15 protein-coding genes and 2 pseudogenes are annotated in these 20,753 nt (G+C 46.6%); 10 read left to right on the top strand and 7 right to left on the bottom strand.

The genetic code is table 11. From position 1 onward, the window contains the following. Nucleotides 1–25 precede the first annotated feature (25 nt). Nucleotides 26–334, bottom strand: a complete 309-nt coding sequence (locus H6H02_RS09160) for a carbon dioxide-concentrating mechanism protein CcmK (RefSeq protein WP_190412141.1) — start codon at nt 332–334, stop codon at nt 26–28. 674 nt (nt 335–1,008) lie between these two features. Here H6H02_RS09160 and H6H02_RS09155 point away from each other — a divergent pair. The 3 genes from H6H02_RS09155 (at nt 1,009) to H6H02_RS09145 (ending at nt 5,780) form a co-directional block, all read left to right on the top strand. After that, on the top strand, nt 1,009–2,880 hold the full coding sequence (locus H6H02_RS09155; RefSeq protein WP_190816821.1) for an NAD(P)H-quinone oxidoreductase subunit F: 1,872 nt from the start codon (nt 1,009–1,011) through the stop codon (nt 2,878–2,880). Nucleotides 2,881–2,977: 97 nt separating this feature from the next. Continuing rightward, complete coding sequence (locus H6H02_RS09150; protein WP_190816819.1) at nt 2,978–4,492, top strand: NADH-quinone oxidoreductase subunit M; 1,515 nt, start codon at nt 2,978–2,980, stop codon at nt 4,490–4,492. A 157-nt stretch (nt 4,493–4,649) separates the two neighbouring features. Next, a complete protein-coding gene (locus tag H6H02_RS09145; protein ID WP_190816817.1) occupies nt 4,650–5,780 on the top strand; it encodes a CO2 hydration protein in 1,131 nt (376 codons plus the stop codon). 94 nt (nt 5,781–5,874) lie between these two features. Here H6H02_RS09145 and H6H02_RS27865 read toward each other — a convergent pair. Beyond that, nucleotides 5,875–6,885 (bottom strand): annotated as a pseudogene (locus tag H6H02_RS27865) (SDR family oxidoreductase). Nucleotides 6,886–7,654: 769 nt separating this feature from the next. Here H6H02_RS27865 and H6H02_RS09135 point away from each other — a divergent pair. Together H6H02_RS09135 and H6H02_RS09130 are read left to right on the top strand one after the other, a co-directional pair. Next, entirely contained in the window at nt 7,655–8,143 is a 489-nt protein-coding gene (locus H6H02_RS09135) for a DUF6335 family protein (protein ID WP_242040636.1), read from the top strand. A gap of 136 nt (nt 8,144–8,279) precedes the next feature. Continuing rightward, nucleotides 8,280–8,510 (top strand): hypothetical protein, encoded by a 231-nt coding sequence (locus tag H6H02_RS09130; protein WP_190816815.1) that lies wholly within the window; start codon nt 8,280–8,282, stop codon nt 8,508–8,510. Here the strand turns inward: H6H02_RS09130 and H6H02_RS09125 are convergent. Continuing rightward, a complete protein-coding gene (locus H6H02_RS09125) occupies nt 8,494–9,513 on the bottom strand; it encodes an SDR family oxidoreductase (RefSeq protein ID WP_190816812.1) in 1,020 nt (339 codons plus the stop codon). The genes H6H02_RS09130 and H6H02_RS09125 overlap by 17 nt on opposite strands. Before the next feature lie 670 nt (nt 9,514–10,183). Here H6H02_RS09125 and H6H02_RS09120 point away from each other — a divergent pair. Then, complete coding sequence (locus H6H02_RS09120; RefSeq protein ID WP_190816810.1) at nt 10,184–10,927, top strand: chromophore lyase CpcT/CpeT; 744 nt, start codon at nt 10,184–10,186, stop codon at nt 10,925–10,927. Nucleotides 10,928–11,017: 90 nt separating this feature from the next. After that, the gene (locus H6H02_RS09115; RefSeq protein ID WP_190816808.1) at nt 11,018–11,800 is read left to right on the top strand and encodes a PEP-CTERM sorting domain-containing protein; all 783 of its coding nucleotides are present in this window, start codon (nt 11,018–11,020) and stop codon (nt 11,798–11,800) included. Here the strand turns inward: H6H02_RS09115 and phaB are convergent. The 3 genes and pseudogenes from phaB to H6H02_RS09100 form a co-directional block, all read right to left on the bottom strand. After that, nucleotides 11,791–12,513, bottom strand: coding sequence for an acetoacetyl-CoA reductase PhaB (gene phaB, locus H6H02_RS09110; RefSeq protein ID WP_190816806.1), 723 nt, complete (start codon nt 12,511–12,513; stop codon nt 11,791–11,793). The genes H6H02_RS09115 and phaB overlap by 10 nt on opposite strands. Nucleotides 12,514–12,801: 288 nt before the next feature. Further along, on the bottom strand, nt 12,802–13,839 hold the full coding sequence (locus H6H02_RS09105; RefSeq protein ID WP_190816803.1) for a hemerythrin domain-containing protein: 1,038 nt from the start codon (nt 13,837–13,839) through the stop codon (nt 12,802–12,804). A 336-nt stretch (nt 13,840–14,175) separates the two neighbouring features. Further along, nucleotides 14,176–15,376: pseudogene (locus H6H02_RS09100) on the bottom strand (thiolase family protein). A gap of 1,086 nt (nt 15,377–16,462) precedes the next feature. Between H6H02_RS09100 and H6H02_RS09095 the strand changes: the two are divergent. After that, a complete protein-coding gene (locus H6H02_RS09095) occupies nt 16,463–17,689 on the top strand; it encodes a sensor histidine kinase (RefSeq protein WP_190816801.1) in 1,227 nt (408 codons plus the stop codon). A gap of 46 nt (nt 17,690–17,735) precedes the next feature. Here H6H02_RS09095 and H6H02_RS09090 read toward each other — a convergent pair whose 3' ends face one another. After that, complete coding sequence (locus tag H6H02_RS09090; RefSeq protein WP_190816799.1) at nt 17,736–18,143, bottom strand: response regulator; 408 nt, start codon at nt 18,141–18,143, stop codon at nt 17,736–17,738. A 394-nt stretch (nt 18,144–18,537) separates the two neighbouring features. Here H6H02_RS09090 and H6H02_RS09085 point away from each other — a divergent pair, with 394 nt between their 5' ends. Together H6H02_RS09085 and H6H02_RS09080 are read left to right on the top strand one after the other, a co-directional pair. After that, nucleotides 18,538–19,071, top strand: a complete 534-nt coding sequence (locus H6H02_RS09085; RefSeq protein ID WP_190639221.1) for a vitamin K epoxide reductase family protein — start codon at nt 18,538–18,540, stop codon at nt 19,069–19,071. A gap of 516 nt (nt 19,072–19,587) precedes the next feature. Further along, a complete protein-coding gene (locus tag H6H02_RS09080; RefSeq protein ID WP_199329078.1) occupies nt 19,588–20,646 on the top strand; it encodes an SDR family NAD(P)-dependent oxidoreductase in 1,059 nt (352 codons plus the stop codon). Nucleotides 20,647–20,753 lie beyond the last annotated feature (107 nt).

Raw genomic sequence — 20,753 nt, 5'->3', positions numbered from 1 at the left:
CTCGCTGCTGGCGTCTTGACCCTACTTAAGTCCGGAACTGTTCGACAACTTCCGTGTACCGAATCGGTAGCACATACTCCAGGTTCTCATGAGGACGCGCAATGATGTGAGTGGAAAGAACCTCTCCGCCATTCACACGCTTGGCTGCATCCACTCCAGCGGACACTGACGCCTGCACCTCAGAGACATCCCCCCGAACAATTACCGTTACCCGCGCACTGCCTATTTTTTCATAGCCTACCAGTGTAACCCGAGCCGCTTTAACCATCGCATCCGCAGCTTCTACGATCGCTGGAAAGCCTTTTGTCTCAATCATTCCAACCGCAATTGGCATCTATTATCTCCTACCTACAGGGACCTCTACTCGTCTTAGTTTGTACTTCCCGTAAAATTTGGACGAGGATACCCATTATTTCAGCTAAAGAACTATCGCTTAGCCTCGCATCATTAAGCATAGAGAAGCGAGGCTTACTTGACAATATAAACTATTATGATATTTTTATATTAAATAGTTTAAGAAAACTTAACGGTCGTTAAAATGGCGTCTCTCCTCAATAAAAGCTTATCCGTTTCTGGAATGCTTCCTTATGTTTTATAATTTCTTTATTACTTTTGAATACTTTACAGGATTATCGCCTGTAAACCGCGCTGTGGGGGCTTTTCAATAAAATTTGGAGACTTTCACAGGGCTTAGTCCGTGTCGAAACTAGACACGGACTAAGCCCAAGCTTTTAAAAGTATAAGTTTTTCAAATTTGCTTTATAAACACAGGTATAGTAGGTAAACATACCGATGTTTTTAACAGCTATCAGGAGAGATTGAGATGAGTATAAATAATTTTTGGAGTTCCTAAGTGTTAATTTACAGCAAAAAAACGTCATGCTGAAAAAAAAATAAACCTATTAATCTGACGTTTACATAGACCGCCATTGGTTGCCTGGAAACTACTTCCAGGTGCCTCTTAGTAAGCAAGTTGATTGATGAAGAAAATAGCAAGGGCTTTCTAATATGACAGAGTTTCTCACCCAGACAAGTTGGTGGGTGCCTTTCTATGGATTACTGGGGGCAATTCTGACCCTGCCGTGGTCAACTGGATATATTCGTCGGACAGGCCCGCGACCAGCGGCTTACTTTAACTTGTTGATGACTATCTTGGCGTTTGTACACGGCACGATTGTCTTCAGAAATACCTGGAACCAAGAGCCTCAAAAGCTGGTGTTTCACTGGCTACAGGTGGCAGATTTAGACCTGACATTTGCCGTGGATATCTCAGCGGTGAGCGTTGGGGCAATGGAGCTAGTGACGGGTTTAAGTCTCCTCGCCCAACTGTTTGCTCTGGGATATATGGAAAAAGACTGGGCATTAGCTCGCTTCTTTGCCTTGATGGGATTTTTTGAAGGGGCGATGAGTGGCTTAGCAATTAGCGACTCTTTGCTTCTCACCTATGCCCTCTTGGAAGTGCTGACCCTTTCTACCTATTTACTGGTAGGGTTCTGGTATGCTCAGCCCCTAGTAGTAACGGCAGCGCGAGATGCCTTCTTAACGAAACGGGTGGGAGACATCTTGCTGTTGATGGGGGTGGTAGCACTATCGACTTTAGCCGGAACCTTAGATTTTCCCGATTTATATGAGTGGACGGAAACGGCTACCTTATCGCCCTTAACATCCACGTTATTAGGATTGGCATTGATTGCTGGGCCTGTGGGAAAATGTGCCCAATTCCCGCTGCATCTTTGGCTAGATGAGGCGATGGAAGGACCGAACCCCGCTTCAATCTTGCGAAACTCGGTCGTGGTGGCTTGCGGTGCTTATGTGCTGCTAAAACTCCAGCCAATCTTAATCCTTTCGCCGGTAGCTTCGGCAACTTTGGTGGCGATTGGCACAATGACAGCGATTGGTGCTTCGTTGGTAGCGATCGCGCAAATTGATATTAAACGAGCTTTATCCCATTCCACCAGCGCTTACTTAGGCTTGGTATTTATCGCCGTCGGGTTGCAATGGACGGGTTTCGCCCTGATGTTGCTGTTTGCCCACGCGATCGCCAAAGCGTTATTGTTCATGAGTATCGGTTCCGTCATCATCACTACCAACAACCAAAACCTTACGGAAATGGGCGGTCTCTGGTCGCGGATGCCAGCGACAACCACCGCCTTTTTGGTCGGTAGCGCTGGATTAGTCGGACTCCTGCCCTTGGGAGGCTTTTGGGCGCTGCGCCTGGGGATTGATGACTTTTTGACAAACCAACCCTGGCTGGTAGCAGTCGTGCTCTTAGTGAACTGCCTAACCGCCGTAAATTTAACTCGCGTGTTTCGTCTAGTTTTCTTGGGCGAACCCCAGGCAAAAACCCGCAGGGCACCAGAGGTTCCTTGGACGATGGCGGTGCCGATGGTGTCTTTGATCATCGTCACATTGCTAGTCCCGGTGATGATGCAGCGCTTGTCACTGCTACCTGATTGGGAATACCTGAACCAACAAGCGTTGCTGGTACTGGTTATCTCTGGCTTAGTCGGCACGGGTCTCGGAAGCGTGATTTATCTACCCAGAACTTGGTCTAGATCCGTTCGGATTCCCTTCAGATTCCTGCAAGACTTGTTCGCTTACGACTTTTACATTGACCGACTTTACCGCGTGAGTGTGGTTTTTGCAGTTGACCGACTTTCCCGATTAAATGCTTGGATTGACCGCTATGTGGTAGATGGATTCGTTAACTTGGTTGGCGTAGCCACAATTTTCAGCGGGCAAAGCTTAAAGTACAACGCTACAGGTCAGTCCCAGTTTTATTTACTCACTATCCTCGTAGGGTTAAGCGTTTTAAGCATTCTCATACTCTGGCCCATTTTAAGTGTTTTGAGTTCCGAGTTGTCTTTAGGTAATTGGTAAGAGGGAAAAGGTAATGGAGTCCCCCATCCATTACCTTTTCCCCTTACTATCAACTACAAATTACAAATTACAAATCACAAATTACCAGTTCCCTAGTATGCTCAGTGCTTTGATTTGGTTGCCGGTATTAGGCGCTGCGATAATCGGGTTTCTGCCCGGAACGATGAACCCCCAAGTCTCCCGGAAAGTGGCTCTGGCAGTGATTAGTGGTGTCTTTATCTGGTCTATTTTCCTCGTCAGTCAGTTTCAATATACAGATGGACGTTTACAGTTTTCTGAGTTCCTGCCTTGGATTGACGCCTTAGGATTGACCTATCATCTTGGCGTGGATGGCTTGTCTTTGCCTTTGCTGGTTTTAAATAGTCTTTTAACAGGAATAGCGCTTTACAGCACGAATAACTCTATTCAGAGACCTCGGTTCTATTACGCTCTAATTTTATTGTTGAACGGGGCTGTCTCTGGTGCCTTTTTAGCGCAGGATTTGCTGTTGTTTTTCCTGTTTTATGAGGTAGAACTGATTCCGCTGTATCTGTTGATTGGTATCTGGGGAGGACAACGGCGAGGCTACGCAGCTACCAAGTTTCTTATTTATACAGCAATCTCCGGAATTCTAATTTTGGCATCTTTCTTTGGGCTAGTTCTGCTCAGTGGTGCCTCGACGTTTGAATTTGAAAAATTGTATGCCCTGTCCCTACCATTAGGGACACAATTTCTGTTGTTAGCAGGAATTTTGATAGGTTTTGGCATCAAAATTCCTTTAGTTCCCTTCCACACCTGGTTGCCGGATGCTCACGTAGAAGCCTCAACGCCCGTTTCCGTCCTGTTAGCTGGTGTGTTGTTGAAGCTAGGAACCTATGGGTTACTGCGGTTTGGGTTGGGTTTGTTTCCCGAAGCGTGGGCGGTTGTGGCACCTTGGTTGGCGACTTGGGCGGTTGTGAGCGCGTTGTATGGTGCATTCAATGCGATCGCTCAAAAAGATATGAAAAAAATGGTGGCTTATAGCTCCATTGCTCACATGAGTTACATCTTGTTAGCAGCAGCCGCCGCTACCCCTGTGAGCCTGATGGGAGCCGTCTTCCAAATGATCGCCCACGGCTTAATTTCATCGCTCCTGTTTTTGCTGGTAGGCGTCGTTTACAACAAGACAGGCACCCGCGATATAGAAGCTCTCAAGGGTTTGCTCAATCCAGAGCGGGGCTTGCCCCTGATTGGTAGCTTGATGATAGTCGGGGTCATGGCAAGTTCCGGGATTCCCGGCATGGTAGGTTTTATTTCAGAATTTTTGGTATTCCGGGGCAGTTTCCCGGTGTTTCCGGTTCAAACCCTCCTGTGTCTAGTAGGAACCGGCTTAACCGCCGTGTACTTCTTGCTTTTGGTGAACCGTGCCTTTTTCGGACGGTTGTCTGAAAAAGCTATGAATTTGCCACCCGTGCAGTGGAGCGATCGCTACCCGTCGATGCTTTTAGCAGTTCTGATTGTCATCCTGGGAATACAGCCTAACTGGATGGTGCGTTGGAGTGAATCTACGATGACAACAATGCTCGACAGATCGAGTATCGTCGCGGAAGTTTCTCCGATCGCTAAATCGGTGGATATCAAAACCGAACCTTAGAACAAGTCCCCCAACCTTCTTCCCGACAAGGGAAGCGGAAAATGACTCCTCTCCCCTCCTAGGGAAGGAGTCAGGGGAGAGGTAAACCACTAGGCAGTTCTGAAAATATTTCCTCTTTTAATTTTTCATACACATTTTACGGTTACGAATAAGTCTCATGCCAAGCACCGCTTTAAAATATTCAACTCACCCTCTAGCCGCGTATATTAACCGGCTGCAATCTGGAGAGGCTTTACTCGCCGATACGCCAGAAAATGTCATGGAAGTTGTCGGCATTCTCAAAAGCTACGGCATAGTGCTGGATGCTTATTATAAAAATCTCCTCTACATTGCCGATCATCAATTCTTAGTGCTGTTTCCCTTCTTTAAGTACTTCAATGGCGAGATTACTTTCCAGAAGTTGCTGCGCCATTGGTGGCACGACCGGATTAATTATGAGTACGCCGAGTACGTGATGAAGGTAATGCTCTGGCACGGTGGCGGTAGTATGGATGCTTACCTAGATTCACCGGATTTCTACCAGCACGCGAGAGCCGCAATCGAAGCCAAAACTAAAACAAACTTGCCGATTAGAGGTTTGGACAAACTGTTTCCAGAGTTTTTGCTCGAACAAGTTCGTCAGCAAGTTTATTACAGCGCTCTCGGTCAATTTTGGGAGGTGATGAGCGAAATGTTTCTCAACTTATCTGACCGCTATGACCGGGGAGAAATCAAATCCATCCCTGATGTGGTAGGACATATCCTGGCGGGTTTGGTCGCAGCGGCGGCTTTGCCGATTACTTACTCAGTAAAAATCAAAGACAAAGTTTATGACATCATTCCCAAATCAGCAGGGTTAACCTTTTTGCCCGATGTCGCTGTGCCCTATGTGGAAACGATTTTCTTTAGAGGGACACCTTTCTTAGGAACGGTTTCCTATAATGCCCAGGCTCAGCAAATTTCTCCAGATCAAGGTAGATTTGAATACGGCGCTCTCTATGCCGATCCGTTGCCGATTGGCGGTGCTGGAATTCCACCCACGCAGCTGATGCAAGATATGCGTCATTTTATACCCGAATATCTGCACGAGTTTTATCGTCGCAGCCGTCGGGGGGAAGATGATTTGCGGGTGCAAATTTGCATCAGTTTCCAAAAGTCGATGTTTTGCGTGACGACTGCCGCAATTTTGGGACTGGCACCCCACCCCATTGACACGACCAATCCATCTGAGCAAGCAGCGAATCAAGCTTATTTAGCGAAGTGGATGGATCGGTTTATCACCTCGCGCTTAAGTGAGGTGAATCCTTAAAAAGTCAATTACTGGTTAACGTTGAATGGAGAAGTAGGGGCATGGGTTTCATGCCCTTACAGACCTTCACAACCCGATCGACACCACACTCCATTCACTCTTCGTTTTTGAAAACTTGTGTTGCCAGGAAAGCTAAGGCAGCGGTACTGGCAATTGCGCCCAATTGGAGAGCCGGATTCTTAGCCAGCCAGTCAGTAACGCTCGGTATCACCAGATTGGTAAAATCTCCCTCCACTCTAGTATCGTCGGGGACAGGCTCATAAAGGTTGTTGCGATCTTCTGGGGACTTCGGCTCATTAGTGCGTTGGGCTTGGAAGCCGATAAGCAGCAACAAGGCATCCGCCAGTTCCGGCGAGAGCCGCTGTAGCGCATCTAGCGCTCTAGCCGCATCCCCAACCAAGTAATCACGAGTTGGATGTTCGGCAACGTAGAGGATCGCATCAGCGACCAGCCTGGGGTCGTAGTAGGGCGGTATCCCTGACGGCTTCACGCCTAGCTTGGTGAGACCATTGTTCCAAAAAGGTGTATTAATGACCGCTGCTTTGACACTCGTCACGCTGATGGGGATGCCCTCATGTTGCAACTCGACGCGCATTGCTTCCAAGAATCCCTCGATCCCATGCTTGGCTGCGGATTATGCACTTTGATAAGGGAGACTTCGCACGCCCTCCATTGAAGAAATGTGGATTAGCGCCCCCCGTCCCTCTCGCTTGAGATGGGGTAGCGCCGCCATTGCACCGTATACCTGCCCCATCAAGCTAACGTCAATGACGCGCTTAAACTCTTCTGGTGTGGTGTTGTCGAAGGTGGCAAAGATGCCGACAGCAGGGACGTGTACCCATGTATCGAGCCGCCTGTACACCTCTACGGTACGATCTGCGATCGCTTTGACCTGCTCGAAGACACTCACATCAGCTACCACAGCCGTTGCTTCACCACCAAGGCTACGAATCTCGTCCATCAAAGACGCTAGCTTCGACTCACTACGAGCTGAGACAACTAACTTTGCCCCTTTCTTGGCAAATTGAACAGCTGTCTCGCGCCCGATGCCGCTACTTGCCCCAACGACGGCAACAACCTGCTGATTGATTGGTTTTAGTTGCATTAATGCTACTCCTTAAAGTTTTTATGCCAAAACTTTACCTCTGAAGGTAAAGCTTTTCTAGAACATTTGGTCTAATTGCAATTTACAAAATCAATTTTTCAATAATTACATCAGAATAACCGAGCCTGCATCAGCTCCAGGATTGACACCTTTCCCCACTTACCGGATAAATAAATCCCCTCCCTTCTATGTCTTCACCAGTTATCTTCTTGTGCGAGTCAACCAATTTCAATTCAATACTCTGTGAAATAGCAGCTTATCTCTCGTTTAACTCATAAACCAAACCTGTTTTTCTGCTTTAATTTTCAATTAATATTCCCAGGTTAAATATCCCAAGCAATAAGGTATTGAAGGTGAGGCTTTTGTCATGTATGACTTTCCTTATCGAAATGAACGTTGGAGTTAAGCATGAGTAAAAGCACCCTAAATCTTGTGAAAATCAAAAATTAGAAGCTTGCATCTTTACTCATCAGTTAAAAGGAGTATATTGGAAGATGCGATCGCTTGCTGAATCTATTTATAACTATTTAAGCCAATTTGTGCGCTTTTAAAGAGAATAATTACTATGGTTTCAGCCAATTTCTACCCAAAGCAGGGTTTATTATTACGCTAGTAAGTGTTCGTAGATATAAAGAACTTTAGCTGACGCTAGAAATTGAGTTTTTTATTCAGGAAATTAATAAATTTTCATCCTATTTGTGGATTCTAGGGAATCTCATCTTTAGATATGTTGCATTTATAGGCATTCGCAGGATTCACACAAAGCATTATGGCTGATAAGAATAGAAAAGCAGACAAGGAAACCAAGATAAGGGATCAAGGCAATCTTTCAGATGTACCCATCGAAGATACTGATTTGGTTTCAGATATACCCGTAGAAGATACTGGCGAACCCATTATTTCAGATTTACCCCAGGAAATTACTGAATCCTATGGAACGGGCGTTGCCCAGGAGCCGGGGCTAGAAACCGGCGGACGAACCATGCGCGATCGCATGGAGCAGTATACGTCGGCTGGCCCAGAACTAACCGGCGGTGATATTGATGCTCGTTGGGATCAGGCGGAAGCAGTTGGTGACGAAGCAGTAGGGGGAACTGTTGCGACTCCCGATCAGAATGTTGTTCAAGAACTCGGAGTTGCTGTAGGGCTGGATTATGACGACGGCGTATCTCTTCAGACAAACGATATTTTGGAGTCACGGGACGCTGGTCGATGGGAGTTAGACCCCATGTCTGCGGAAGATTATCCGGAGCATTGAGTATTGTGTGGAGCGCGATCGCATTTTCCGTCAGATTCACACCGATTGCTGGGTCAAAGATTCGAGTGAACCCTTGCAATCAGGGAACTCCCAGAAAAAAATTATCAATCTAAATTAATCCTACTAAGAGCAGTTTATGGCAACCCCAGATCCCGACACCAGACCAATAGAAGACCTAGAAATCACTGGAAACATTGATACACCAGATACACCATCGATGCCAGCTCCAGATGCCTATGTTAATCTAGGCGATTCGGCAAGCAACCCGCTAATTATTTCGCCGCTGTCGGAAGAAGCAGAAGCAATGGACTATCAGGAAGAGACTGAAGATGCCGAAAGCTCAACAGCAGCTAGTGAGGGAGAGTGACTTCTGTTGGCAGGGTTAACAGAGCCGCTCCCAGTGCGACAACACCTGCTAAGGCACCCCACTTGACAACGGGATTTTTATCCAGCCAGTCGGTAACGCTCGGTATCGCTAAGTTGCTAAAATCTCCCTTAACCTTGTCATTGGCTGGGATAGATTCATAAAGATTGTTTGGCGCATCGTCTGACTTTGGCTCATCGGTGCGCTGGAGTTTGAAAGCGACCCGTTGCAATATGGCATCTACCAGTCCCGGCGAAAGCCGTTGAAGCAAATCTAGCGTTCTAGCCGCATCCCCAACCAGGAAGTCACGAGTTGGATGTTCGGCAACGTAGAGAACCGCGTCAGCGACCAAGCTGGGTTCGTAGAAAGGCGGTAGGCTGGCTGGCTTCACACCTAGCCTGGTGAGCGCATTGTTGTACAGAGGTGTGTTGACAGCGGCGGGTTTGACACTCGTGACGCTGATAGGTATTTTCTCATGTTGCAGTTCGACACGCAGGGCTTCGATGAATCCCTCCATACCGTGCTTTGCCGTGCAGTAGGAACTCTGAAGCGGGAGACTGCGCCTGCCCAAGACTGAAGACATATGGATCAGCGCCCCTCGCCCCTCACGCTTTAGATGGGGGAGTGCTGCCATCGCACCGTATGCCTGCCCGATCAGTCCGACATCAATGACGCGCTTGAACTCTTCTGGTGTTGTGTTGTCGAAAGTTGCATAGACGGCAATAGCGGGGCAATGCACCCACGTATCGAGTCGCCCGTAAACCTCTACAGTACGGTCTGCGATCGCTTTCACCTGCTCGAATACCGTCACATCAGCGACGATAGCAGTTGCCTCACCGCCAAAGCTTTGAATCTCTTCCACCAAGGATGCTAGCTTCGATTCACTGCGAGCGGAAACGACCACCTTTGCGCCTCTCTTGGCAAACTGGAGGGCTGTCTCCCGCCCGATGCCGCTGGAAACCCCAACGACGGCAACGACCTGCTGATTGATTGGCTTCAGTTGCATCAATACTACTCCTTCGAGTCCTCAGGACAAATTCTTCACCTCTGGAGGTGAAGTCAATCTAGAAATGCTGGATTTAATTGAAATCTACGAGTTCAACTTCTACCCAATAAATAAGCCAGAGCAAGGGTGCCTACATCAGCCGCAGGGTTGACAGTTCTCTAAGCAGCAACTCCAGGGAGAAACTGGCTCAACTGGGCACTAAAAATTTCCGGGCGTTCGACATGGGGTAGGTGACAGCAAGCAGTCGGGGATTAAGGCAAGGTGTCCTTGCTTGAGGCGGCTAACCGCGTCGTGAGCTTGCTCTTTTGGGAGAACCAAATGCTTCCGTCCCCCACACCACAAGAGTTGGCATCGGTAACTGCCCTAGAGAGTCGAGAAACACTTGATGCTGTCAAATCTAAAAGCTTTAGATGATTCGACAATTAGCATAGTCTTTTATTGAAACTCCACATATCTGAAGGAGGGGGAGTTTCGCTAGACGTAATCAAGCTAGATAACATAATTGCGATCGCTTTATCTTAACGCTTGGATAACTCAACACTAAAATCCATCTTTAGTAAAACCTGTCTTTAGGAGGATGACTAGAAAGAAACCACCAAAATAAATTCAGATAACTTTTATGAAAACCACCTTTTGACAAAAGGATTAGATTCTTTAGTCCACTCTTGCTATGAATAAACTACAAGCCTATACTTTGACAGTTTTATTTTCAACATTAACATTTGCCCCAGCAAGTCGTGCTGCTACCATTGCTCCACCACTTGAGGAACAGGTTAATCAGGTAGCGCAGTGGTTCACTGGTTTTTTCAACAATGCACAACAAGTGGCTGGCAACCCTTCTGTTCCATTTATTTCTATGTCCAATTGTGGGGTTCAACTAGCTGATGCCAACCCGGTCGATGCCACACAGAACGTTTATCTTGAACAAAAAAGTTCTGCTTTCGCGCGTCAGAGCTTTTATTCCTTTAACCCTGGAAATTCGGCAGTAAATCTCAGCGTTCGTAGCTTTGTCAATAGAGATATTTTAAGTGGTTTATGCAATAAACCTGAACCGCAACGAATCGTTAACATTAACAATATAGTTGCGACAAGCTGTGACCTTTTTCTGATATGGGAACCAAAGCGCTATACAGCAACTAACGCTCCAAATGGTTGTCCAACAAGTTCTGGTGGCAAGGTAGTTTCCCTGGTAGCTATCTCAAACAGCGGCATTGATGCCTTAGATCAGATATTCAATGCACAAGGTAATTTGCTGGTCGGCACGAAGATCGAGTATCGCCCAATTAACTCTAACTCTATACCCGAACCAGACTTCACCTTGGGACTTTTAGCTCTCGGCATAGGGAGTACAGCAGCACTATCAGGAAAACTCAAAAAGAAATCAACACAGAAAGAGAAAGCTTTTAAAGTCTGATTTATCTACAATTTTTAAAACATTGCGAAAAATTAGCAAAGCGTAAGTAATTAAGTTAATCTAAGAGAATTTGCTATCAGAAATTGGGTTATGAAAACACGACTTCGGAGCCTTTCAGTCAGAGATTTGTCTACGGTTGCTGGAGTAGCGTTGACTGCTGTAGTATTAAGCTTCCCATCACCCGTTCAAGCGATCGCATTAGTCACCGAGCGGACAGCTTTAGGAGGCAATGACCAAATAGATTGGTCTAGTTTGGGTCCAACGAACCCTTTCAACTTTTTACCGAATTCCTTCGCAACAACTTCTGAAGAAGGACTAGGGCTTTTTGTTGACATTCCCTCGGCAGGGGCTAATTTTACCCCACCATTTGTCTTTCAGACTTTGCCTCCACCAAACGGCATTCCGACTAACTTTGCCAGTGGTGATTTCCTTTTATTTACAGGGTTTATACCAGGTTCTTTTCCTGCCGTTGGCAATCCAGGTCCTCTGAGCATTAGCTTCGATACGCCTGTCTTTGGTGCTGGCGCTCAGATCGCCGTAGACGATACACCACAATTCACAGGCTTCATCTCGGCTTTTGATGAAACAGATACCTTGCTGGGGGCATTGTCGGCGGCTGGGACTTCTTCCTTGGCATTGGATAATTCAGCTCTTTTTCTTGGCATCAAGAGCGATCGCGCTAACATCTCGCGGTTAGTTTTTAGCATCTCTGAGCCAAACAGGGCTTTGGCAATTAATACCCTTAGCATTGTTGCGCCTACTTCTGTCCCCGAACCCACATCGGTATTAGGTTTATTTGCCTTTGGCACTTTGAGCGCTCTTTCAGTATTGAAACGTCAACAGCACAAATCCATAGAGAGCAATCATGTGTGATGAGCGCCGTTGACTCTCACAACTTCGCCAGTAACGTAGCTGCTAGCGATTGGCGAAAGCAGGAATGCAACAGCCCAAGCAACTTCCTCTGGCTTACCGAAGCGACGAAGCGGAATCTCGGACACAATGCGCTCTTTCACCTTATCTGGCACCGACTTGACCATATCAGTCTCGATAAATCCCGGTGACACAGCGTTAACTCGTACCCCATAACGAGCCGCCTCTAAAGCGAGGGACTTAGTTAAACCAATCACAGCCGCCTTGGTTGCGGCATAGTTGGTTTGACCGATATTTCCTCGCTCCCCCGAAATCGAGCTGATGCAAACCACAGAGCCTTCTTTCCGCTCGTACATCTTGGGGATAACGGGCATCAAGGTGTTGTAGACTCCTTTCACGTTAGTGTCGATTACGGCGTCCCAGTCTTGGCTTGTCAGTTTGGGAAAAAAGTTGTCTTGGGTAATCCCAGCATTCGCCACAATCCCGTAAATTGACCCTAGTTTCTGTTCAACCTGTTCTGCTACTGCTTCCATCGCTGCCTTGTCGGTTACATCAGCTTGGATTGCCAAAGCCCCAGACTGACCATTGGTAGCGCTGCGGTGGGTGTAAGCAACCTTAGCTCCCAGCTCCTCCAGCAGACTAACGACCGCTGCTCCTATCCCTCGATTACCGCCTGTTACGAAGACAACTTTATCTTCCAGTCCCAAAGATGCCATGAGTCACTTCTACCCCTATTTCGATTAGTGATTCCAGTGACTTCGCTGCTCAGCGCCAATAATGTAATGTTTGCAGCTTTCTTTGGCATTGTCAGCAGTTGTAGTCGCTAATAAAAAGTCACGTTCGCGGGTTAGGAATGTGGATTAAATAACTGATAAAATTCGCGTTCTGTAGGGGCATGGCACAAACCCGCCCCTACGTAGGGAATTGGAAGTTAATAAATCTACGATCCTTAACTGGCAATGTCCCTCAAATTCAGTACAGCAAGATGCTGACTAGGATTGCAATTAGGCTGACATCTCTTGCTGAATCTTACTCTTGGCAGCTTTAAATTCAGTCGCCATTTGCTCTTTCTGCTCGTCGCTGCAATTGTTGTCAATCGCTGCGAACATGGTGCTTTCTTCTTGGCGAATGTGGTCGCCAACCGCATCCATTAGGTCTTTAATTTTTGAGCGGAACTCGTCGGCTGAATTGGGGTCAATCGCCTTAATTTCATCGAGCATCCGCTTCATTTCGGCTTGCTCATCGTAAAGCTCTTGAGTGTTGTCATCGCCGTAGAAAGATCGTACTTTCGGGTACACGACTTCTTCTTCTGCTTGAGCGTGTGCTAATAAGTCTTTGTAGATTTGCCCGAAATACTCTTGGAGCTTTTGAGGATCTTTCGTCGCTCCAACTTCAGTGAAAAGTGTATTCACTTTCTCATGATCCAGCCGGATAAGGGTCTGGATATTCATATCTTGCTTGTCAGTGTTTTGAGTAACCACACTGCCAGCTACACCCGATAGGGCGGCAACTGCATCTTGCACCCTTGCCCAGAGTCCCTGATGCGCGTCTTGACCCGTCATTTCGCGGACTCCCACCTGTTCGAGCATCCCCTTGAGTTGTTCCTGGTGAGCGCGACCCTCGAAGTTGACGGTATTGAGAGGCCCGATTGCCAGTTCAATATCAGCCCCTACAACTTGAGCGGCTTTGTGGATCATGATTCCACTCATGGCTTGACCATGCTTTATCAGTTCGTGGTGAATGAGTTTTTGATAATAGGTAAACTCATCACCTGACATCATCTGCTCAAACTGCGGAATAAATATCTTGGTTGCAGCACTCGGTTCAGATTGAATACCGTATTGAACGATTACAGTGTCTATGATGCCCAGGTGTTTCTGGTCATCAGAAAGCATATCTTGGAGACGCTCGCGGACATCTTCATAAGGGCAAGAATCTATGAGTTTTTGCTCGTTAGAGATGATTAAATTTAGAAAGGCTTTCAAGTCTGCCAATCTTTCAGCGATCGCCATCCGCTTTGTATCGTCTAGTGTTGTAACCATGTTTTGTTATCCTGTAGGAAAATAATCTGATTGATACCCGCTTCACCGCAGAGGTAATGTAGCTCAATACGAGTTACCCAAATATTACTCACAGAGCTTTTAGAGGTGTTGTTCACCCCTTGCTTTGAGAACCCGAACGAACACCATTACCTTAGTTCTGGAAATGGGTTATTTCAAGCGAAAAAAACCTTGAATATCTTGATTCTGTCGTTAATCCAGCTCTCTTCCACCTAGCCTAAGTTAGATGTTTTGGTTTAGTCCACGAAAAGCTGAGTTGGGTTACTGAACCAAGAATTCTACGGCTATACGTTGTAAAAGCCTTGGAAGCGTCAATTATCAAAGCCGCTCAATTGCGATCGCAGTCCCGCCACCAGTTCCATGACACACCGATGCCAGTCCCATCTGTCCATTTCGCTCCTGCAAGGCGTTGAGCAGTGTGACGATGATTCGCGCCCCGGAAGCGCCGATGGGATGCCCCAGCGCGATCGCTCCTCCATAGACATTCAGCTTCTCGTAAGGAATGCCTAGCTTTCGGTTGAACAGGACGCTGCTTAAAGCAAAAGCCTCGTTGTTCTCGAACAAGTCAAAATCGTAGATTCTCATCTTGAGCTTGTCTAAAAGCTTGTTGACTGCCAGAATCGGAACTTCCGGGAAGCGCCAAGTTTCTCCGCCTATCGACGCTCCCCCAAGGATGCGAGCTATAGGTTTGAGTTTGTAGCGTTCCACCGCCGTTTTGCTTGCCAAAACTAAACCTGCGGCTCCATCGGATATCTGACTGCTGTTTCCAGCCGTGAACACCCCATCTTCCCTAAAAGCAGGTTTTAACTTGGCAAGGCTCTGTAAGGTGGTTTCGGGGCGAATTCCCTCATCTTTGTCCACGAGTTGCAAACCTTTTTTGCCCTCTATTTTTATGGGTGCAATCTCCTTCTCCTTTTTGAACCAGCCGTTCTCGGTTGCGATCGCTGCCCTAGCTTGTGAATATAGCGCTACTTCGTCCAAGTCATCCCGCGTCACTTGGTAAGCTGCTGCCAGCCGCTCAGCTTGCTCTCCCATCGTTTCGGTGGTCGTGGAATCGGTAAGACCGTCCTCAAGTAAAATATCCCTGAGTTGCTCTGGCGCACTCAGTAGCATTTTATACCCCCATCTAGCTCGATGCGATAGGAAAAACCCTGCCTGGGACATGGATTCCATGCCGCCAGCAAGTACGATTTCCGCTTCGCCAGAGCGGATAGCTGTGGCGGCGTTCATCACGCTCATCATTCCCGACGAACACACCATATCCACTGCATACCCATTCACCGTCTGGGGAATCGCAGTTTTGAAAGCTGCCTGACGGGGCAATGACTGCCCGTGTCCTGCCCTGAGGACGTTACCCAAGATATACAGACAGGTCTAAAGCTTCCCCCGAAACTTCCGCCCGCTCCAACGCTGCTTGCATGGCGTGGGCACCTAATTCTACTGGGGAAAAACCCGCTAAGGCACCTCCAAACCGACCAAGCGGCGTCCGTACTGCCGAGGCAATATAGGCTTCTTGCATACATCCTCATTATTTTTTACAATGTCACGTCGTCCAGATATACCAACTTAAAGCGGGATGTTTATTAAGGCTAATTTCCTTAGTTTTAAGAAGGTTTCATTATTTATACAAAGTCGAGTTAAAGCTATCAGTTGTTATTGCTTCATGGAACTGACTCAACCCATATTCCTCTGCTTATCTGACTGTCATAAAGGGATTTCTTAGCAAAGCTTTTATGCTAAAAATCAAAAACAGTCCTTTTAATCTCTATTTACAACAAACTTAAAAAAAATACTTTATTTATAAATCATCCATTAGAGCTAATTAGCAACTATTATTTAATTAAAATGGTGGATAAGACAATCAGCATCCAAATAAAAAAGTAAAAGGAGTAACACTAATGGATTGGGCAAATAATTTTGAGCAATTTACCAGGCAGTTAAGCGAATTCCAGAGCGGTATTTTCAAGAGCTGGAATTCTAACATGCCGACAATGAAAGGTTTCAACACGTAAAATTATCGCGAAACCTTCGAGAAAACTCTGAAATTTCAGGAAGAAGTGCTGACAAGTTCTCTGCAATTCCAGGCTTTAGTGGCTCGTTTGTCAGTTGAAACTCAGAAGCAATTTTGGGAGGGATATTTCAATACAATGCGGAATACGCAGCTCAAAAATCTAAGTAACTCTTAGAGTTATGTTTAACTCACATAGATAGTGGCTCTATATTTTTTAGAGGATGTTTGTAAAATTATCTACTTTCCAAATATTCTCAAAGGATTAATCAAGTTTCCCAAGGCATTTTTTGGGAGCTTTATTAGTATAAAACAGTTTTTTTAAAAAAGTTTTATATTCATTCATACATCAAAATGTTCAATTTACAAAACAAGCCATAGACTAAACTAAACCTAGTAATTTTCTTAATCCTCTACCTATAGAAAGGACATAATGTTAAGCAGCTTTGTACTTTTGCATACATAGGTCGGAAAGGGGTGCTGAACCTTGGAAAAAATATTTTAAAGTGTACTCGACCGACTAAAGTGCGCGATCGCTCAATGTAGAATGATGGCAAGAAGGTTTTTGACCTGCTCTTCCCCACGCCTCTTGCCACAATGGATTTTAGCCAATTGCTCGTTGAAAAAATAGACGCGATCGCCAAAAACTGGGTTGAAGCAGTCCGTTCGGATAGGCAGATTTCCCGCACTGACGATTTACCCGGCTCAGCTATCCGGAATCATATTCCTGATGTGCTAGAGGCGATGGCAACTGTGCTTTCCCACTCGCAGGAAAACGATATTCAGTCCATAGTTCAGAACAGTTTACATCATGGCGTTCTGCGGGCTGAACAAGGTTTCTCTCCCACAGAAATTGCGCGAGAGTATCGTCTACTGCGCCAGACAATTTTTTCCACTCTAGAGGCAGATTTACTAGAGGGTACCGTTCCCGAAGTGATGCGAGCTTACAATGTGATTGACGCGACCCTCGACGAAGCCATTGCCCAATGCTTCAAAAGTTATGTAGAGGAGCGATTGCAAGAACTACAGCAGGTACAAAGTCAAGTAGAGTTAACCAATCAAGAACTAACTCGCTTGCTAAAAGCGAATCAGAATAATCTCTCTCAACTAGCCCACGAACTGAAAAATCCTCTAAATTCGATTATTGGCTACTCGGAGCTGATTTTACGCTCTTCACGAAAGAATGTTGAAGTTCAAGACAATTTTCCCAATCTAGAACATATTGAGCGAGTGCTACGCAATGGCAGACACTTACTTCGCCTGATCAACGATACATTGGAAATCGCCCGGTATTCCGCAGGGAAGATAGAACTGCACCCAGAACTAATAGATGTATGCTCTTTAATCAACAATGTAGTTGAAATGTTGGAGCCTTTGGCTGCTGCAAAAGAGCTACAAATGGTGATTGATTGTGATTCGGCTAGCGCCGATAGTTCCGCTGCACGCGCTCCGGAAAAAGTGCTGACAGACCCCTTGCGATTACAGCAAATTGTCACGAATCTTCTAAGCAATGCGATTCGCTACACAGAGACAGGGAGTGTGCAATTAACGTGTCAGACGTTATCTGATAACCATTGGTTTATTGCGGTAAGCGACACCGGAATTGGGATTGCCCTAGAAGACCAGGCGCGTGTTTTTGACCCCTTCTTTCAAGCTGGAACTCGCGATCGCATGCCCGATAGCACTGGCTTAGGTTTGGCAATTGTCGCCCAACTGGTAAACCTAATGCAAGGCAAAATCGAGCTGGTATCCCAGGTTGGCGTTGGCTCCACCTTCACCGTCATCTTGCCCCTAGAAGTGAAAACCCTGGAATCAATTTCTTGAATTATGGTTTTATCTGGTTTTTCTTTTAACTGTATAATTTTTGAAATTATTGAGAAGGATTAACGATGGTTTTCAATCGTAAAGATGCTTTAACTCTTGCCATTAACTCCTCAAAATCAATCGGCTTCCGAATGAAGTCATTAGCTCCTAACTCCAATCCTTGAGGGATACTAGCACTTTCACTTGCCGTAATCATCAGAATCGGAATAAAAGGGAGTTGCGGATTTTCCCGAATCCGCCGAGTTACTTCATAACCATCCATTCCTGGCATCATGGCATCCATCAACACTAAATCCGGTGGCGATGCTTCTATCTTGGCTAACGCTGACTTACCATTTCTAGCGCTATCAATCTCATACCCTTCTTCCGCCAAAATCGCCTCTAGGAGGGATACATTATCCTCTAGATCATCGACCAATAAAATGCGTTTAGCTTGAGCTTGAGACGACACCATAAAATCAACCCTCCCTGTGGGTAAAGATACTTATAAAAGTTTCTAAGTTTTCCAATCTTTTAAATAGTAGTTGTTTGCTTGCTAACTAACCTCTTACCTTAGGGGAGTCTCCGCTTAAACCAACGGAAAATCGTGAGAGGAAAAAAGGAATCTGATATTAAGCCAGTTTGTACTTTTGAATACCACAACATATCAAACGCAGCGTTTAAGAAGTACCTCCAGCGTAAGAGGTACGCATCAAACCGATTCGTGAAAATGGTAAGGAATTTATTCGACTATCAGCAACGGGCGCGATCGCTGCCGAATAGAATACGCAGTATGTATTCTATTCGTCGGTGGAAAGCTCCGTGCATCGCTGATGCGACCGTTAATACCTTATCGAGGATTGCGCTTCATGGAGCCACAACAACTAAGTCAGGAATTGCGTAAAGGACAAAACCCCCACATGAGCCGTCGGCGAGCGATTATCGGCTTGTCTATGCTGGGAGGTTCGATGGGACAGCTGGTGACGCTATACCAAACCGGGATCGTTAGTCACTTACCCGATCCTCCGGGACAAAAGCTTTTCGATGCAGACCGCGTTGACGCATCTAACTACGCTTACGACAAATTTAACTCGCCCGATGGCCCAATAATGGTGTTTACTTACGCCATCACTGCTTGGCTGGCTTCCGCTGGTGGTCTGGATCGCGCTAGGCGCAACCCGATCTTACCAATTGCAATGGGTATAAAGATCCTGATAGACGCGGTGACGAATGTCGAGCTAGCTCGTGAAGAGTGGAGCGAGAACAAAGCGTTTTGCGAGTACTGCCAAGTGGCAACGCTTTGCACGTTCGCGTCCCTAGTGTTGGCAGCGCCTGAAGTTATGGCCGCTGCTCGCACCCTACTCGGACGCGGCGACAAAGACACCGCAGAGAACACACAGTAATTGATACACAGTAACCGATACGAGGATACCAAGCACCGAAGTGCAGTTAGTCTTCTTGAAAGCCTTTTTACCAGCGTTTAGATTCCTGGTCTGCCTCCTGGTTAACTTGATATATGGGCTTTAGGTATATCTGGGCTTTTGGGTGGGTTAAACCAGTCAAAAGCTCAACAATTGTATTCACAAGTACATTCCAACTTAAGACTAACTTCTCCCATTAGACTCAGCAGTCGCTTCAGTATCACAACCCGTTAGTCAGAGGAGAGGAGAAGTCTAGCCTTCTAGGATTGAGGATGTTAATGGCTGAAAGGCTGCATCCCCTGTCTGGTTCCTATCTACCGTGGAGATGCACAAATTCAGCGTTAAGTCTCTTGGGGTCAAGGTGAACGCAGCGGTTTAGTATACCGAGACTACGGCACATCTGAGGTATTTAATCCCAACGAGATGCAAATAGTTCAGTAGTGCAGGAATCAGCGTAAATCTCCTATGGATAATCAGAATTCTCTTATTTTTATTGCAATGAGCGTCGGCGCTTTGATCGCCGTGCTTTGGGTAGTGAGATGGTGGCGCGAAAATCATAAATACGATCTCACAGGCAAGACGGTGCTGCTGACGGGTGGTTCTCGTGGACTGGGTTTGGTGATGGCACGCCAGTTGATACAGCAAGGAGCGCGTTTGGCAATTTGTGGCCGCGACGCAAGCGAGTTAGAAAGAGCGCGTCATGAATTAGAGCAGCAGAGTGGACAAGTATTGGCTTTGCCTTGCGATGTCACCGATAAATCCCAAGTTGAGCAGATGGTGCAGCAGGTAGGCGATCTCTTCGGTCAGATTGATGTCCTCATCAACAATGCAGGCACCGACATTGTGGCACCAATGGACGTATTGACGATGGAGGACTACGACGACTTGATGAAGCTGCATTTCTGGGCACCGCTATACACCACGTATGCAGTTCTGCCGGAAATGCGTCAACGAAAGGCTGGACGCATCGTTAATATCTCTTCCATCGGTGGCAAGGTGGTCTCCCCGCATATGTTGGCGTATTGCGCCAGCAAATTTGCCTTAACCGGGCTGTCTGAAGGGATGCGGGCAGAACTGGCAAAAGATCGGATTTCTGTCACAACAGTCTGTCCCGGTTTCATCCGCACAGGCGTGGTAGACCACGGTATCTTCAAAGGTCAGCACCGCAAGGAGTATACCTGGTTCAGCATTGCTGATTCCTTGCCCTTCCTCTCGACCAGTGCTGAAAATGTTGCTCGTCAGACCATTGCTGCCTTTCGACGGGGTGATGCAGAGCTGATTGTGCCATTTTGGACTCTAATTAGTGCCAAATTATTTGCACTCTTTCCAGGGCTTAATTCTACTCTGCTCGGCTGGGTGAATCGATTGCTACCTGCATCAGGTGGCATTGGTACCGAACGCGCTTTCGGAAAAGACAGCCACTCCTTTTTGTCGCCTTCGGTGTTAACCTCCTTGAGCGAACGAGCGGCACGTCGAAACAACGAGATTGCAACCGAGAAGGCAGATAGTGCGGGAGCAAAGTTAAAACTGAGCAATCGAATGGACATGGACAGGTAGTACCTTGTCAAGCTTGAATTGATGGGTAAAGACGCTTGAGCTTAATGCGAGCATCAGCGGTAGTAAATTGCCAATCAATTTTTCGAGAATCTAGATTTCGTTGTTTT

It is taken from the genome of Coleofasciculus sp. FACHB-1120, from assembly GCF_014698845.1.
Classification (GTDB): domain Bacteria; phylum Cyanobacteriota; class Cyanobacteriia; order Cyanobacteriales; family FACHB-T130; genus FACHB-T130.
Note: the sequence above shows the minus strand (reverse complement) of the source record. Positions and strands in the feature narration are given on the sequence as shown.

Coding starts and splice junctions, on each gene's coding strand:
- H6H02_RS09160 (WP_190412141.1), bottom strand. CDS start 334: ATGCCAATTGCGGTTGGAATGATTGAGACAAAAGGCTTTCCAGCGATC.
- H6H02_RS09105 (WP_190816803.1), bottom strand. CDS start 13,839: ATGGTTACAACACTAGACGATACAAAGCGGATGGCGATCGCTGAAAGA.
- H6H02_RS09130 (WP_190816815.1), top strand. CDS start 8,280: ATGGCAACCCCAGATCCCGACACCAGACCAATAGAAGACCTAGAAATC.
- H6H02_RS09085 (WP_190639221.1), top strand. CDS start 18,538: ATGGAGCCACAACAACTAAGTCAGGAATTGCGTAAAGGACAAAACCCC.
- H6H02_RS09150 (WP_190816819.1), top strand. CDS start 2,978: ATGCTCAGTGCTTTGATTTGGTTGCCGGTATTAGGCGCTGCGATAATC.
- H6H02_RS09145 (WP_190816817.1), top strand. CDS start 4,650: ATGCCAAGCACCGCTTTAAAATATTCAACTCACCCTCTAGCCGCGTAT.
- H6H02_RS09125 (WP_190816812.1), bottom strand. CDS start 9,513: ATGCAACTGAAGCCAATCAATCAGCAGGTCGTTGCCGTCGTTGGGGTT.
- H6H02_RS09115 (WP_190816808.1), top strand. CDS start 11,018: ATGAAAACACGACTTCGGAGCCTTTCAGTCAGAGATTTGTCTACGGTT.
- H6H02_RS09135 (WP_242040636.1), top strand. CDS start 7,655: ATGGCTGATAAGAATAGAAAAGCAGACAAGGAAACCAAGATAAGGGAT.
- H6H02_RS09080 (WP_199329078.1), top strand. CDS start 19,588: ATGAGCGTCGGCGCTTTGATCGCCGTGCTTTGGGTAGTGAGATGGTGG.
- H6H02_RS09095 (WP_190816801.1), top strand. CDS start 16,463: ATGGATTTTAGCCAATTGCTCGTTGAAAAAATAGACGCGATCGCCAAA.
- phaB (WP_190816806.1), bottom strand. CDS start 12,513: ATGGCATCTTTGGGACTGGAAGATAAAGTTGTCTTCGTAACAGGCGGT.
- H6H02_RS09120 (WP_190816810.1), top strand. CDS start 10,184: ATGAATAAACTACAAGCCTATACTTTGACAGTTTTATTTTCAACATTA.
- H6H02_RS09090 (WP_190816799.1), bottom strand. CDS start 18,143: ATGGTGTCGTCTCAAGCTCAAGCTAAACGCATTTTATTGGTCGATGAT.
- H6H02_RS09155 (WP_190816821.1), top strand. CDS start 1,009: ATGACAGAGTTTCTCACCCAGACAAGTTGGTGGGTGCCTTTCTATGGA.